Source organism: Pseudoalteromonas phenolica, from assembly GCF_044788725.1.
GTDB classification, from domain to species: Bacteria; Pseudomonadota; Gammaproteobacteria; order Enterobacterales; family Alteromonadaceae; genus Pseudoalteromonas; species Pseudoalteromonas phenolica_C.
In genome coordinates this window covers 3,514,746-3,530,386 of record NZ_CP173161.1, presented here as the reverse complement: position 1 = coordinate 3,530,386, position 15,641 = coordinate 3,514,746, and the positions used below count along the sequence as shown (strand labels likewise).

The 15,641-nt window shown below is 42.9% G+C and carries 11 protein-coding genes; 10 read left to right on the top strand and 1 reads right to left on the bottom strand.

The window, feature by feature from the left end; all coding sequences use genetic code 11:
* Positions 1-59 precede the first annotated feature (59 nt).
* The gene (locus ACH784_RS15975) at positions 60-1,709 is read left to right on the top strand and encodes an EAL domain-containing protein (RefSeq protein WP_404391855.1); all 1,650 of its coding nucleotides are present in this window, start codon (positions 60-62) and stop codon (positions 1,707-1,709) included.
* Here ACH784_RS15975 and ACH784_RS15970 read toward each other — a convergent pair.
* Positions 1,695-2,609, bottom strand: a complete 915-nt coding sequence (locus tag ACH784_RS15970; RefSeq protein ID WP_404391853.1) for a 1-aminocyclopropane-1-carboxylate deaminase/D-cysteine desulfhydrase — start codon at positions 2,607-2,609, stop codon at positions 1,695-1,697. The genes ACH784_RS15975 and ACH784_RS15970 overlap by 15 nt on opposite strands.
* 213 nt (positions 2,610-2,822) lie before the next feature.
* On the opposite strand from ACH784_RS15970, the gene ACH784_RS15965 reads away from it, so the two are divergent.
* The 9 genes from ACH784_RS15965 (at position 2,823) to tldD (ending at position 15,575) form a co-directional block, all read left to right on the top strand.
* Positions 2,823-4,889 (top strand): SUMF1/EgtB/PvdO family nonheme iron enzyme, encoded by a 2,067-nt coding sequence (locus tag ACH784_RS15965; protein WP_404391851.1) that lies wholly within the window; start codon positions 2,823-2,825, stop codon positions 4,887-4,889.
* Between the two features lie 66 nt (positions 4,890-4,955).
* Complete coding sequence (locus ACH784_RS15960; RefSeq protein ID WP_058028534.1) at positions 4,956-5,999, top strand: rod shape-determining protein; 1,044 nt, start codon at positions 4,956-4,958, stop codon at positions 5,997-5,999.
* Positions 5,999-6,838: a rod shape-determining protein MreC gene (mreC, locus tag ACH784_RS15955; protein ID WP_404391848.1), complete on the top strand. Its 840-nt coding sequence runs from the start codon at positions 5,999-6,001 to the stop codon at positions 6,836-6,838. Before ACH784_RS15960 ends, mreC begins: the two co-directional genes overlap by 1 nt.
* Positions 6,831-7,310 carry a rod shape-determining protein MreD gene (gene mreD, locus ACH784_RS15950; RefSeq protein WP_058028536.1) on the top strand — a complete coding sequence of 160 codons (480 nt, stop codon included), beginning with the start codon at positions 6,831-6,833 and terminating at the stop codon, positions 7,308-7,310. The genes mreC and mreD overlap by 8 nt, the downstream gene beginning before the upstream one ends.
* Positions 7,307-7,885 carry a Maf family protein gene (locus ACH784_RS15945; RefSeq protein WP_404395299.1) on the top strand — a complete coding sequence of 193 codons (579 nt, stop codon included), beginning with the start codon at positions 7,307-7,309 and terminating at the stop codon, positions 7,883-7,885. Before mreD ends, ACH784_RS15945 begins: the two co-directional genes overlap by 4 nt.
* Positions 7,878-9,350, top strand: coding sequence for a ribonuclease G (gene rng, locus ACH784_RS15940; RefSeq protein ID WP_404391846.1), 1,473 nt, complete (start codon positions 7,878-7,880; stop codon positions 9,348-9,350). Before ACH784_RS15945 ends, rng begins: the two co-directional genes overlap by 8 nt.
* 15 nt (positions 9,351-9,365) lie before the next feature.
* Complete coding sequence (locus ACH784_RS15935) at positions 9,366-13,319, top strand: YhdP family protein (RefSeq protein ID WP_404391844.1); 3,954 nt, start codon at positions 9,366-9,368, stop codon at positions 13,317-13,319.
* Positions 13,319-14,143: a carbon-nitrogen hydrolase family protein gene (locus ACH784_RS15930; protein WP_404391842.1), complete on the top strand. Its 825-nt coding sequence runs from the start codon at positions 13,319-13,321 to the stop codon at positions 14,141-14,143. Before ACH784_RS15935 ends, ACH784_RS15930 begins: the two co-directional genes overlap by 1 nt.
* On the top strand, positions 14,136-15,575 hold the full coding sequence (gene tldD, locus ACH784_RS15925; protein WP_404391840.1) for a metalloprotease TldD: 1,440 nt from the start codon (positions 14,136-14,138) through the stop codon (positions 15,573-15,575). The genes ACH784_RS15930 and tldD overlap by 8 nt, the downstream gene beginning before the upstream one ends.
* The last annotated feature ends 66 nt before the right edge of the window (positions 15,576-15,641 follow it).

Sequence of the window (15,641 nt, the reverse complement as noted above, 5' to 3'; positions counted from 1 at the left end):
TGAGTTTTTAAGACTTGTGAACAACACTTATTCAATGTTAAACGAGGTGTTGTATGGTGATGAAGTCGTTTTTTAAGCACGTAACAGACACATTATCCAAGTGGTATTTGGCGGTAGCCTCGTTATTACTCGTGTGCTTTCTCAATGCATTGTTGGTGCACCTATTTCACCTTCAAATACATCAACGGGCTATGCAGTTTGCGCAAGCTGCAAGTATGCTCCCAAAAAAAGAACAAACAGATGATAGATTAAGTGTATTAGCACAGCAGTTTAATTTGCAGTTTATAACTCTTGGTCAAAAGCCCCCTTTACAAATCAGTAATTTTGATACATTTGAACTATCAGGCTCAACGCTATATGTGAGACACCCCAAGGTTTGGCAAGAGTATGCGAGTGCTCTGCTGTTATTTAATTTGCTGTTTATTGGATTTCTAGTTTTTGCCTATCGCTGGTGGCTTATCTACAAAGTCAGACCCAAGCCATTTCGTCGACAGTTGCAAAAAGTGGCACCTCGCGAACAAGAGAACCTTTTACCAACAATTCAGCATCCAAGGAGTGCTGATGAAAACTTGTTTAATATCTTTGCACTGATCAAATGGAGTTACCATTTGGGCGATGAGATTGACGCACAGCAACATTTTTCAATCCAGTTTCATAAGCATTTTAGTGCTTATTCTAAGTGCTCTGTAAAATACCTTAACTCAGGAGCCCTGGCTGTAACCTTGGAGCAAGTTGCTTGGGGAGAAGTCTCTACAATAAGTAAACAAATGCATGAGGTGGTTTATCAAGTGCTGTTTGCTATTCGCGGGGATCTGTCTCGCAAAGTGGTAAAATTGGGTGGATGTTATTATCAACCAAAATCAGATCAAACCAAGGTATATCAATTAGCCCGTTCTGCATTAAGTGTCGCTTCGAATAATATTTGGCAGCATATTCATCTGACACCTCTTAATAAAACCCATGAAATTTCGATGCAAAACTCTGAAGAAGATTTCATTAAGTACATTGAAAATGGTCAGTTTATTTTGTTCTTTCAACCTTTGTTTTGTTTTGCAACACAAGAAATTACGCAAAGCGAAGCGTTGCTTCGGGTTCGGCATGAAAAGTTAGGTCTTATTGCTGCGAAGCAGTTTGTGCCTCAGCTACATAGTAAAGAAAGTTTATGGATATTAGACACGCTTATTATCGAGCATACTTTTAAGGTTTTACATAAAGACAAAAGCCATTTATTAGCGAGTGTTAATGTACATACAATTAATTGGTGTGATCCCAAATTTACTAAGTGGTTGTGTGATGAGTTATTAAAAACCGAATTAGCGAAACGCGTGCTATTTGAAATGACCCTAGATGATTTTTGTCATCACAGATTGCAACTCGATAATATGGTGTCTCAATTAGAGCAGTTAGGAACAGGGTTAGTGCTTGATCAGGTATCTGAACCTTTTAGTGTTAAGGAATTAAGGCAAGTAAACTGTATTAAAGCGCTTAAATTAGCTTTTGATTTGGTTCACAATATAGATGAGTCCTTGGCGCAACAAAAGGTGGTGCGCCAGATTGTTAGGCAAGGTAAACAACTTGGGCTGCCAGTTTATGCGGTGGGCGTTGAAACGCAAACTGAACTTCAATGTCTTCAGCGTTTAGGTGTTAAAGGAGCGCAGGGGTATTATTTTTCAGAGCCACTACAACAGCTAGAATTAGCGGGATATTAAACCGCGATAACGCAATCCATCAAGCCCTTGTAAGCCGCCAGTGTGTATGGCCATGATAGTACTCCCTCTAGGAAAGTAATCTTGGCGAATGAGTTGCCAGATAGCAAATAGCATCTTGCCTGTGTAAATTGGCTCCAATGGTAATTGATAAGTTTGTCGCATCAGTTGGCAAAAAGTCCAAACGTCATCAGTGAACTTACCATAACCGCCATAATGGTGATTGGTGAGTAATTGCCAAGAAGCGCCCGAATGCGAATTGGTCAGTAATTGGCTTATATCATCATTTAAGTAATCAGCTTGTTTTAACACCGCAATTCCAATCACATTGGTATTGGTAGGGCTGCCCTTTGCAAGTCCTGCGATTGTTCCACCACTGCCTGTAGCGCATACAACATAATTTGATGGCGGTAAGCTTTGCGCTAATTCAATAACACCGCTAAGAGCTGCTTGATTGGTTCCACCTTCTGGAATGATAAAACTGTTAGGGAATTCACTTTGTAATGTTTGTAGATAATCGCCATCGTTTCGAAGGCGGTAAGTTTTTCTGTCAACAACATGCAGTGTCATACCGCAGGCGCGAGCCATCCTAATGGTCGGATTATTTTCATCGAGTATCGGCCCTCTAACGATCGCATGGCCTTTTAAGTTGAAAGTTTTGCATGCCATAGCGCTGGCATATAAATGATTTGAAAATGCACCACCAAAAGTGACGAATGAGTCACATCTCTTGCTTTGCATATGTATTAGGTTGTATTTGAGTTTGCGCCATTTGTTTCCTGAAATAACAGGATGCAACAAATCATCTCGTTTAATTGCGAGTTTGACTTGTTTTTGTTCAAGTAATGGATGTCGAATTTCTTGAATCGGAGATTCAGGCAATAAAAACTGATTATTATCCATACTAATGACTACTCAGATGAAAACCTCAGTCTAACAGCTGAGATCTGGAGATGAAAATATTTCTAGAAAGGTAGCATGGGGATGGATAATAGTTGTAAACTCACATATTAGTGTGTTCAAAGCTTGTGTTTTACTGTTTAAGTACATAGCATAAAGCCTTAATTATAAAAAATAACAAAGACCAAATAATCGCCGCTTTTGGGAATGGAAAATATGCGAATCGCTCCTTTATCTCTCTTGATATCTGCCACGTTACTGGCAGCTAATGTATTTGCACAAGATACCGCGACCGTTACAGCCATTGAAGCTGAATTGTCAGTCAAGCAAAATGAATTAGAAAATTACACTCAAATTTTAGATAAGCATCTCAGTGAAGAAACACGTTTAGTGTCACAACTAGACTTACTGAGAAATCGTTCAACCGAGCTAGATAAAGAAAAAAACCAAGCGCTCGATGCAATGAACGAACTATATCGCAGACTTATCGATGATCCTTCTTTAAATATTTCAGCTGCGCAAACGCGATATCAAGAAGCGGTTGAACTACATAAACAAAATAAAGAAGATATCACTATGCAATTGGCGGCGATTGCATCTCATCGACAAGATATTAAACAGATTCGCATTACCAAACACACTTTAGTAAATACCCTTGAAAGCCTAAAAGATCAGTTGAGTACCGCACGAGTTGAACGCTTAAGAAATGAGTTTAGCCGTGAAGGGACATTAGAAATTGAACACACCATTAACTGTAAACGAACTGAAACACTTGCAGCGTGTGAGCAACGTGGTCAGCAAATGGGTTTACAGAAGTCGACTCAGCGTTTTATTGACCAGTTATTTGCAAACTTAACTGAGCAGCGCTTGGTTGAGCCAAAGCGTAACCTTGCAGGCGCACAGGTCAAAGTAGTGAGTAGCCATGTCACAGCGAGTTCTTTCAGTGGACAAGGTAATTACAGTGTGAACTTAAGCGTAACCATGCGAGGCGATGTGAATGCAAGTCGCTTGTGTGGATTACTAAGTGTTGATAACCGCTTCTGCTCTGAGTATGGCACGCCATTATCGGGTGGTATCGGTTACCAGAATAGCTATCCGACAACGTTTTCTGATACCCAGTTTAATTACTCAGAAGGTAAGACTGTGGCGCAGCAGCGTACAGCGATGCCAGTTGTTGAGCGAGCACCAACACCTGTCGCATCAGCACCGGTTCAGAAACAAGCAGATAAACTGGTTGAGCTAACACTACGCTCAAATGTGTATGATGATGAAGTATTCATCAACGGTGTGAGCTATGGCTCAACTAAGCTAAATGTACAAATCCCGGTTGGCATGCACGAAATTGAAGTGCGTAAACTTGGGTATGAATCTTATAAAACACGTGTGAATATTCGCCGTGCACAAACGATTAATGCGCAGCTTGTAAAAAAGCCTAGAGCGGCAAAGGTAGCTCAACCTTTGTCGTCGAACTCTAAAGTTGAGACTACAAAGGCCGAGCAGCCTGCAGTAAGCCTAGTTTCTAACACACCTGCAGTATCACAAGCGGTGAGTCTAGTTAATCAATCTGTAAATAATCAAATCAGTATCATACCTGCTGGTTCATTCAAAATGGGTGACTTAACAGGTAATGGGTTAGCTAACGAAAGACCTGTTGTTGAAAAAGTGCTGAGTAATTCGTATGCAATGCAAAGCAAAGAAGTCACCGTTTCTGAGTTTCGTCGTTTTGTAGAAAGTACGGGGTTTAAAACAGCTGCTGAACAAGCGAAAGGGTGTGCATATTATCGCAATGGCGAGCCAGTTTGGGAGCTAGACTACAATTGGCAAAACCCAGGTTATCAGCAAAGTGAGAACTTTCCGGTAGTTTGTGTGTCGTACGAAGATGCAAAAGCTTACGCAAACTGGTTATCAGGTGAAGAAGGCAAGCAATATCGCTTACCGAATGAAGTTGAGTGGGAGTACGCTGCTCGAGCAGGTACGACTTCTGAGTACCCTTGGGGTAACGAAATCGGTAAGAATTTAGCAAACTGTGGCTGGTGTGGCAGTGAATGGTCAAACAAAAGCGCAGCGCCAGTAGGCGAATTTGCACCTAATAATTACGGTTTGTACGACACAGTTGGTAACGTGTGGGAGTGGACGCAAAAACGCGCCTCTCAAGATGATGTTACGGTACGTGGTGGTGCTTGGAATTTTGCACCAAGCCTAGCCCGAGTATCGACACGCTTAGCACTCGCTGCTGACTTTAGAGCAAATTATATTGGCTTTCGTTTAGTACGAGAGCGTTAAAAATTATTAGTGGCAGCGATAAGCTGCCACTGTGTTTAAAAGAATTCTTAAAGGTTATTCAACCTCATGTTTAAAAAATTACGCGGATTATTCTCTAACGACCTATCAATCGATTTAGGTACGGCAAACACCCTTATTTATGTAAAAGAAGAAGGTATTGTTCTTAATGAACCTTCTGTTGTGGCGATCCGTCAAGAGCGAGCTGGTGGTCCAAAAAGTGTGGCATCAGTAGGTACGGCTGCAAAGCAAATGCTTGGTCGTACGCCAGGTAATATCAAAGCGATACGCCCAATGAAGGATGGTGTTATTGCTGACTTCTACGTGACAGAAAAAATGCTTCAGCATTTTATTAAGCAAGTTCATAACAATAACTTCATGCGTCCGAGTCCTCGTGTTCTGATTTGTGTGCCTTGTGGTGCAACACAAGTTGAAAAACGAGCAATCCGAGAGTCAGCAATGGGTGCTGGTGCTCGTGAAGTTTACCTAATTGAAGAGCCTATGGCTGCAGCGATTGGTGCGGGCTTACCAGTATCTGAAGCAACGGGCTCTATGGTTGTTGATATTGGTGGTGGTACAACAGAAGTTGCGATTATCTCGTTAAATGGTGTGGTTTATTCTTCGTCAGTGCGTATCGGTGGTGATAAGTTTGATGAAGCGATCATTAACTATGTACGCCGCAACTTTGGTAGTTTAATTGGTGAAGCAACCGCAGAGACGATCAAACATGAAATTGGTTCAGCATTTAAGAGCGAAGAGCCGATTGAAATTGAAGTGCGTGGCCGTAACCTTGCTGAAGGTGTACCACGTTCATTTACCCTTAACTCACACGAAATATTAGAGGCGCTACAAGAGCCATTAATGGGTATCGTGAGTGCGGTAATGGTTGCGCTAGAGCAATCTCCACCAGAGCTTGCTTCTGATATCTCAGCGCACGGTATGGTGCTTACCGGTGGCGGTGCGCTACTAAAAGACTTAGACCGACTGCTAATGGAAGAAACGGGTATTCCAGTTGTTGTGGCAGATGATCCGCTGACGTGTGTTGCTCGTGGTGGCGGTAAAGCGCTTGAAATGATTGATATGCATGGTGGTGATGTATTTAGCTACGACTAATGAACTTATTATTTGGCCGTACGATATCACTACAATTTAGGCTGACCGTAGCGGTCATTTTGAGTATTTTATTAATACTCGGTGATCGCTATACAAGCGGTGGTACGGTTTTACGTACCAGTTTACATACCTTAGTAAGCCCATTATTGTATTTTGCTAACGTACCTTACGAGGTGCTTAGTTTAGGCGCGCGTAGTTTACAAACGCGTGATCAGTTGCTCGATGAAAATCAGGCGCTGAGAGAGAAACAGCTACTGCAAAGTGAGCAACTGCAACAACTACAATTTCTGAAAAAAGAAAACCAAGAACTAAGAGCACTGCTAAGTGCATCTGCTCGAGAAAAGAGTTCCCGCCTAATTGGTCAGGTATTATCAGTTCACTCCAATCGATATAGTCACCAGGTTGTAATTAACAAAGGTACGATTGATGGTTTGCAAGTAGGACAGGCTGTAATTGACGAGCTTGGCATTGTCGGCCAAGTTACGCATACAGGCACTACGACATCTCGGGTTTTATTAGTTACAGATACCACTCACGCAACACCAGTACGTATTTTAAGAAATGACGTACGCACGGTAGTTGAAGGCATGGGTAAACTAAATCAACTCACGTTGTCACATGTGCCCCACAGCCAAGATGTCAGAATTGGCGATGTGTTGGTCACGTCGGGTTTAGGGGGGACTTTTCCTGAAGGCTACCCTGTTGCTGTGGTCACCTCTATTGATCGTGATGAAAGTGTCCCTTTTGCGAAAGTGTATGCCGAGCCGATAGCGCAGTTAGATCGAGTTCGCTTGCTGGTGGTGCTAGGTAAACGTAATTTGGAAAGCCGTAATGATTAAGCGTCATTATTTATTAATTTGTTTTTCTCTGTTTTTAGCCTTAGTTATGGCCTTAATGCCTTTGCCTTTATCGACTGATATCTTTCGTCCTGATTGGGTGTTGTTAGTGCTTATGTACTGGTCATTGGCACTGCCGCATAGAGTGAATATAGGCTGGGCTTGGGTAACAGGGTTAATCATAGATTTAGCCACTGGGTCACCTCTTGGAGTTAACTCGCTTTGTTACTCAGTGTGTATTTATATTACCGTCAGTAACTTTCAGAAAATTCGTAACTTTTCAATTTGGCAACAAGCTGTTTTAGTCGGTTTGTTCTTAGCCTTATATCATTTGCTACAATTTTGGTTGAATCACTTCTTACTCGATATTTATTTCAACCCCGAGTACTTGTGGCCTGCTCTGACGGGTATGTTTTGTTGGCCATGGATTTTCTTACTACTGCGTAAATATCGAAGACAATTTAGGATCAGATAATGACCACGCTTTATCTCGCTTCAGCCTCAGCAAGACGTAAACAACTACTTGCTCAATTAGGCTATGAGTTCACACAATTTTCAGTTGATGCTGACGAATCTCAGCTAGAAAATGAAACCCCTCTAGAATTAGTTGAACGTTTAGCGCGTTTAAAGGCTCAAACAGGTGTAACTATGGGTTACGATGATAAACCTGTACTGGGTAGTGATACTGTAGTGGTGGTCGACAATCTAGCGCTAGGTAAACCAGTTGATGAGGTTGATTTTATTGCCATGATGAAGCGCTTATCCGGACGAACTCATCAAGTTTTAACCGCCATTGCCGTTGCAAATAAACATCAAGTATTAAGTCAGGTCGTGGCGACAGACGTGACGTTTAAAGCGCTCACCGATAAAGAAATTAGCGCGTATTGGCAATCGGGTGAGCCACAAGATAAAGCTGGTGGTTATGGTATTCAGGGTCTTGGCGGTCGTTTTGTTACCCAGATGTCGGGTAGCTATTTTGCCGTAGTCGGCTTACCTTTATATGAGACGGATGAATTAATAAAAGCATTTATAGCGGGGGCGCATGAGTAGTGAATTATTAATCAATGTGACACCCAGTGAGAGTCGTGTCGCATTAATCGAAAATGGCGTGCTGCAAGAAATACAAGTAGAGCGCGTAGGTAATCTGGGCATTGTTGGCAATATCTACTTGGGCAAAGTGAGCCGAGTGTTACCGGGTATGCAGGCAGCCTTTGTGGATATTGGTTTAGAGAAAGCCGCTTTTTTACATGCTTCTGATATTGTTAACAGTGCATCGATTGAAGAAGGTGTTGATGAGCAGCCAGTAAAGAAAGTACAAGATATTCGTGAATTGGTTAAGCAAGGCCAATATATCATGGTGCAAGTGGTAAAAGATCCACTTGGTACCAAAGGGGCACGTCTAACCACTGACATTACCATTCCTTCGCGTTATTTGGTGTTTATGCCAGATGCGACGCATGTGGGTGTAAGTCAGCGCATTGAAACAGAAGAAGAACGTAGTCGTCTTAAAAAGATCGTGTCGCAATATAACGACGAAAACGGCGGTTTTATCGTTAGAACAGCTGCTGAAGGCGCTACAGAAGCTGAGCTGCAACACGACGCTGAATTTCTGAAAAAGTTATGGCAAAAAATCATTGGCCGTCGTCGTAAAACCAGTAAAGCAGCCATTTTGCACGAAGATCTGACGTTGGCATTTAGAACATTGCGTGATTATGTTGGTGAAGACATGGAACGTATCCGTGTTGATTCAAAGCTCACTTATCAAGAGCTTAAGACCTTCACCGAAGAATTCGTACCACTGTTGTCTAACGCCTTAGAGTACTATCCGGGTGAGCGACCGATTTTTGACCTGTTTGATGTTGAAAGCGAAATTCAAAAAGCGCTGCATCGTAAAGTGGAATTAAAATCAGGCGGCTATTTGATCATCGATCAAACGGAGGCCATGACCACAGTTGATGTGAATACAGGGGCGTTCGTTGGTCATCGTAATTTAGAAGAAACCATTTTTAATACCAATGTTGAAGCGACTTCTGCCATTGCCCGTCAGCTAAGGCTGCGTAATTTAGGCGGTATTATTATCATCGACTTCATCGATATGGTGTCAGATGAGCACAAACGTCGCGTGCTGCATTCTTTAGAAACCGCACTTTCGAAAGATAGGGCTAAAGCTAATATCAATGGCCTATCTGCACTGGGCTTAGTCGAAATGACGCGCAAGCGAACACGTGAAAGTTTAGAGCATATCTTATGTGACGTGTGCCCATCTTGTTCAGGTCGAGGCTCATTAAAAACGGTTGAAACGGTGTGCTACGAGATCTTACGTGAGATTGTGCGAGTAAATCGCGCTTATGATGCCGATAAGTTTATGGTCTACGCTTCAGCAGCGGTTAGCGAGGCTTTGATCAATGATGAGTATCATAACTTGGCTGAGCTAGAGCTGTTTATTGGCAAGCAAGTTAGTATTCAAACTGAGAACTTATACAGCCAAGAGCAGTTTGATGTTGTTATGATGTAAGGCGGTTAGCAACCCATGCAAGTCAAAGCGGTCTGTTTTTTTTGTTTGCGAAAAGTGTGGCAACTCGTTGCTGTCACACTGGTTTTGCTTGCCGTTTTGGTCTCTGTTTTTCGTTATAGCCTACCTTATGCGAATGACTACAAGCATGATTTAGAAGCACTTATCAATGAGCAATTTAATGTCGACTTACGTATCGGCTCAATCACTGCGAGTTGGGAGGGCGTAGGTCCTGCTTTAGTGCTTGAAGACGTCACCTTTGACGATAACAATAATTCGCCAATTCGACTGCGTATCGATAACACCAGTTTGCAAATTAATGTCATTGAGTCATTGCGCTTTCTGCAGCTCAGATCTGATTACTTTGTTCTAGAAGGTTTTGCGGCTGATGTTGATTTAAATGCGTTAGATATTTCAACACAGCAAAGCAATGCAGAGTTTGAACAACAAGCCTTAATCGAAAGCTTATTCCTCGGTGAGTCAGGACATTTTGCCATAAGAAACAGCAGCCTAAATCTTACTTTAGGCAATGGTAAAGAGCATACCTTACTGCTCGAAGACGTGATATGGCAAAACAATGTGTTGGCCCATCGTGGCACTGGGGTTGTGGGCGTACCAGGCCTAACGGAAGGTCAATTAAGTGCCGATTTATTACTGACAGGTAAAACTTTAGCTGAATTGGCAGGCGAGATTTACTTTGAGGCTTCTCAAGTCGATTTGCAAGAATGGTTATCTCCTTATTTAGATGCCAATAAACAAGCACTGTATACCGATATCAATGGCCAAATGTGGCTGTCATTGGCGCATGGTAAAGTCAAAAATATTCAATTGAATATGCAGCCTAGCCATATTCATTGGCAGCAAAATACGCAAGCTCAACAACTAAGCTTAATGCAGGCTAAAGGCTTATTGTTACCAACTGAAAGCGGTTGGTCATTACAGGGCTCAGAGATCAATTTCACCCGAAATAACCATTCATTTGCTGATATTGCTTTTGAAATGTTGTTTGAGGATGCTCAATCAATATGGTTCAAAGGGGTTGAGCTACCATTGCTTACTGAGTTTTTGCAACTGACGAATTTACCTAATGTCGACTTATTGGCTGATCTATCTCCTCAAGGTAAGGTGCAGGGTAAGCTTGAATTCGTGTCAGACGTTGACCCAAAAGTGTGGCTTTTCTCGGAGCAAGTGCACTGGCAATATGCCAATGGTATTCCTGCAACTGAACCTTTACGTTTAGAAATATTGGCTGCGGGCGAACAAGCGACAATCGATATATATGCTCAAAAAGGGCAGTTACACACAGGTGAAATGTTTGCGAAGCCGATTGCTTATGAACAACTTTCTGGTCGTTTTGATATTTTTAAATCAAATGATCATTGGCGAGTAACGAGCGACTCGCTATGGTTAAATAACCAAGATCTCACTGCTGCGGCAGAAATGCAGTTGCGTCTACTTGAGCAACCCGAATTAGACCTGTACGTAGAAGTAAAAGGCGGAACAGGCAAAATCGCAAAGCATTACTTCCCGCAGACACTCATGGCTGAGTCCTTGATTAACTATCTAAACAGTGCCATCAAAGATGGGCGTCACCTTGGTTCGCAGGTTTTATTATCTGGCAAGTTAAGCGAGTTTCCTTATTTAGAGAATAGTGGTCGCTTTGAGGTGCTATCGGATTTAACTCAGGCCGAATTTGAGTTCGCGCCACAGTGGCCTGCGATCCAAAAAGCCGCTGCTAAGTTACACTTCGTCAATGAGCGTATGGATATTTATGTTGATGAAGGTCAGCTCATAAATCAATTTATTGATGGCAATGTGCAGGTCAGCCTCGCAAATTTAGAGCAGGCGAGCAATCTGACGGTCGATATAAACCAGACTACACAGGCACAAAAACTGGGTACTTTCTTTGCTGAAACACCATTGAGAGACCCCCTCACAAATGTCTTCGATGTGGTTCAAGCACAAGGTGAAATTAAAGGGCAGGTTAAACTAGACATTGATTTAAATACTCTAGCTGTGAATGCGACCGGAACAGTGAACTTAGATGATAACGCTGTCTTCCTAGCTCAACCTGGTATGCAGTTAAATAAAGTTAGCGGTACTTTAACTTTCAACGATGAAGTGATCGACTTAAATGAAGCAACTGCGACTTGGTTAGATATGCCATTGATATTATCGCTACAGGGGAAGTCGGTTGCACAAACTTACAAAGTAACGGTTGATACTCAGCTTCAGGCGAGTGCAGAAAAGCTCCTTCCTTATGGCCACGGTATTATGGATGGTTACTTGTTTGGTGAAACTGCACTAAATACTCAAGTAAAGCTTGATTTTGCGCCACAAGGATTTACTTATAACGCTAGTTTTAATGCTGATTTGCGTGGTTTAGAAAGTACGCTTCCTGCGCCTTACAATAAATCTCTTGAAAGTAGCTGGCCATTATCTGGGCAAGTACGTGGTGATGATATTTCGAATCTGATCACGGCAAGTATTCAGGATAAACTATTCTTTAATGCGATATTGGAGAATGAAACGGGTCGATTTAGTAATGCTCATATCATCGCAGCACAACAAGACAGGGGTTTAGCACAGCAAGATTTCCAAGTCTCAATAGACTTACCTGAAATTGCGCTTATACCTTGGATAGACTTTATCGATAGGTTAATTCAAATAAGTGCTAAACCGACAGAAACGCCGAGTATGCTGCCCAAGCTAAATGAGATCACCGCGCAGATTAATTATCTCTCGATCTCTGGGTTACCATTTAATGATTTTGAAATGCGCTTAGAACCTGATACTTCAGGCACTAAAGTGCGTTTAAATGCCAAGGAGTTACGGGCAACTGTAGCTATTCCTGAAGGTGGCTCTAGCCGACCTATTCAAATAGATAGTGATTACTTACGTTTAAATGTACCAGAAGCTGCCGATGATGCACCAACCGATCCAGAAACGGCAGAATCATTACAGTGGTTAACACGGATCCCTGCGATTGAAATGCTGTGTGCTGATTGTAAGGTTAAGACTTATCAACTCGATAAAGTGTCGCTTTCAATGTTTGGCGACGGTGAAAAATTTAATATTTCAGAGCTGGTTGTAGATAAGCAAGATCATGTATTTAGAGGTCAAGGTAGTTGGCAAGATGGCATGACGGAGATCAGCGGCATCATGAATAGTCGTGATATTGGTGAATTGCTTTCAGAGTTCGACTTAACCTCGTCAATTAAAGATTCAAAAGCCAATATGCACTATCAACTGAGTTGGCAAGGTGCGCCTTATAAAGTCCATGTGCCTAGCCTAGCGGGAGACATTCAATGGGAGTTGGGCGAAGGTCATTTATCAGAGATCAGTGACAAAGGTGCCCGAGTCTTTTCACTGCTTAGCCTCGACTCTTTGGTGCGCAAGCTAAAGCTTGATTTTCGTGACGTATTCTCTAAAGGTTTCTTCTACAACAGCATGGAAGGCAGCATGCAAATTGCAGAGGGTATAGCCTATACTAAAGACACCAGTATGGATGGTGTGCCAGCCGATTTGACCATTCAAGGCTTTGCTAATTTAGATACGCAAGAGATCAATTACGATTTAGCTGTCGCGCCTCAGGTGACGTCGAGTTTGCCAGTGATTGTGGGCTGGATGGTGAATCCGGTAACGGGTATTGCCGCCTTGGCACTCGACCAAGTATTGCACTCGGCAAGGGTTATTTCTGAAATTAAGTTTAAAGTGACAGGCACCATGCAAGAGCCTGTGGTGACAGAGATTGATAGAAAGAGTCGGGAAATCGAGATCCCTAAACCTGCACAAAGTGAACCCCCAGCACCGAGCGAGCAACCTGCTTCGCAGCCTGTAGTTGAAGGTGGGCAAGTAAACGAGATAACTACTGTATCAGCAACCGCTACGAATGAAGAGCCGGCAGCTAGTACCGCAACGCAAAAACCTCAAACAAAAAATAAAGATAAAGCGAACGAAGGAGGAAATTAATGCATCCTCAAGCCTTTATTGTGCAAATGTGCTCAACCATGAGCGCAGAGCAAAACTTTAACTACCTGCAACAGCAACTCACAAATGCCCAGCTCAGTAAACCAACACTCGTTTGCTTGCCAGAAACTTGGTTATGCTTTAACAAAGACGGTGCAACAACACTTGAGCAGAGTAAAAGCAACCACCTTTGGGTTGAGAAGTTAGCACAGCTTTGTCGTCAATTTAATATTTGGCTAGCTGCAGGCACCATTGCATTACCCTCTGAAAATACTGGTAAATACTATGCTGCCAGCCTACTCTTTAATGAGCTGGGTGAGGTTGTCGCGCAATACAACAAGATCCATTTATTTGATGCGCAAGTACAAGATGGTAGTGGTGGCTATCGAGAGTCTAAATTTACCCAAGCGGGCAGTGATCTGGTGGTTGTCGATTCGCCCTTTGGCAGAATTGGTTTAAGTGTATGTTATGATGTGCGTTTTGCTGGCCTTTATCAGAAGATGATGGCACTGGGTGCAGATATTATTTTAGTCCCTAGCGCATTTACCACAGTCACCGGAAAAGCACATTGGTTGCCTTTACTGCAAGCCCGAGCCATAGAAACGCAATGCTATGTATTAGCGGCAGCACAAGTTGGGCAGCATGACAATGGCAGAGCGACTTACGGCCACAGTGTTGCTATCTCACCTTGGGGTGAGGTATTAGCGAATGCCAAAACTGAACTGACAAACATAGAGTGTCAGTTAGATTTATCAGAACTCCAACAAGTTCGTGCCAGTTTACCTGTGCACCAACATAACCGATTTAAGAGCACGTTTTATGAATAATGTTGAGCAGAACTTATTAACGGATAGCCAGCTTACCAGAGAGCAACTTGAGCAAACTCTAAGCTATATTCATCAACATCAAGTTGATTACGCAGATTTATACTTTCAATCAAGTTATAACGAAACGTGGGTGCTAGAAGACGGCCTTGTAAAAGAGGGTAGCTATAACATCGAACGTGGTGTCGGTGTGCGTGCGGTATCAGGTGAAAAAACGGGTTTTTCATACTCAGATGCCATCAATATCGAAGCATTAAATAAAGCGGCAATGGCGGCGCGTAGTATCGCGCAAGCGGGCGAAAGCAAAACTGTACAAGTATTTAGTGACGTTACTGCTAAGCAGCAGTTTGCGCCACTGCAACCAATCACCAGCATGAGTGATAACGATAAGGTTGCACTATTAAAAGAGATTGAAAACTACATTCGTGAGCTTGCGCCTGATGCACAGCAGGTTGTCAGCTCGATGTCTGCGGTCTATGAAGAAGTGCTGGTAGCAGCCAGTGATGGCACCTTTGCAACTGACATTCGTCCGCTGATCCGCCTTAATTGCTCAGTATTACTTGAGAAGAATGGTCGCCGTGAACGTGGCGGTGCGGGTGGCGGTGCTCGTCTAGATTATGGCTATTTTAAAGAGCTAGTCGATGGCAAACCGCGCTGGATGGAATACGCCAAAGAAGCGGTTCGTATGGCAAAGGTAAACCTGGAGGCGATTGACGCACCAGCAGGTGCTATGCCGGTTGTTTTAGGCGCTGGTTGGCCGGGCGTACTGTTGCATGAAGCGGTAGGTCATGGTTTAGAAGGCGACTTTAACCGTAAAGGCGCATCGGCATTCAGCGGAAAAGTGGGCGAGCAAGTGGCTTCTAGCTTATGTACCGTAGTCGATGATGGCACTATGTCAGATCGTCGTGGTTCTTTAAACATTGATGATGAAGGCACGCCAGCGGGTTACAACGTACTTATCGAGAACGGTATTCTGAAAGGCTACATGCAAGACAAGATGAATGCGCGACTGATGGGCGTGGCTCCAACCGGCAATGGTCGTCGCGAGTCTTATGCACACTTACCAATGCCGCGCATGACCAATACCTATATGTTACCGGGTGAACACAGCCAAGAAGAGATCATTAGCACCGTGAAAAAAGGCGTGTTTGCGTCAAACTTCGGTGGTGGTCAGGTTGATATCACGTCGGGCAAGTTTGTATTCTCAGCCTCTGAAGCGTACTTAATTGAAGATGGTAAAATCACACAACCGATTAAAGGTGCAACCTTAATCGGTAATGGGCCAGATGTAATGCATAAGATCTCTATGGTCGGTAACGATTTAGAGCTAGATCGCGGTGTTGGTGTATGTGGCAAAGATGGTCAAAGTGTGCCGGTTGGTGTGGGTCAACCAAGCTTGAAAATCGACGAAATCACAGTCGGTGGTACAGCTTAAGCAATAGTTTAGTTTCGAATTAAAGACATAAAAAAACCGATATCATTGATATCGGTTTTTTTGTAA

Coding starts and splice junctions, on each gene's coding strand:
- ACH784_RS15975 (WP_404391855.1), top strand. CDS start 60: ATGAAGTCGTTTTTTAAGCACGTAACAGACACATTATCCAAGTGGTAT.
- ACH784_RS15970 (WP_404391853.1), bottom strand. CDS start 2,609: ATGGATAATAATCAGTTTTTATTGCCTGAATCTCCGATTCAAGAAATT.
- ACH784_RS15965 (WP_404391851.1), top strand. CDS start 2,823: ATGCGAATCGCTCCTTTATCTCTCTTGATATCTGCCACGTTACTGGCA.
- ACH784_RS15960 (WP_058028534.1), top strand. CDS start 4,956: ATGTTTAAAAAATTACGCGGATTATTCTCTAACGACCTATCAATCGAT.
- mreC (WP_404391848.1), top strand. CDS start 5,999: ATGAACTTATTATTTGGCCGTACGATATCACTACAATTTAGGCTGACC.
- mreD (WP_058028536.1), top strand. CDS start 6,831: ATGATTAAGCGTCATTATTTATTAATTTGTTTTTCTCTGTTTTTAGCC.
- rng (WP_404391846.1), top strand. CDS start 7,878: ATGAGTAGTGAATTATTAATCAATGTGACACCCAGTGAGAGTCGTGTC.
- ACH784_RS15935 (WP_404391844.1), top strand. CDS start 9,366: ATGCAAGTCAAAGCGGTCTGTTTTTTTTGTTTGCGAAAAGTGTGGCAA.
- ACH784_RS15930 (WP_404391842.1), top strand. CDS start 13,319: ATGCATCCTCAAGCCTTTATTGTGCAAATGTGCTCAACCATGAGCGCA.
- tldD (WP_404391840.1), top strand. CDS start 14,136: ATGAATAATGTTGAGCAGAACTTATTAACGGATAGCCAGCTTACCAGA.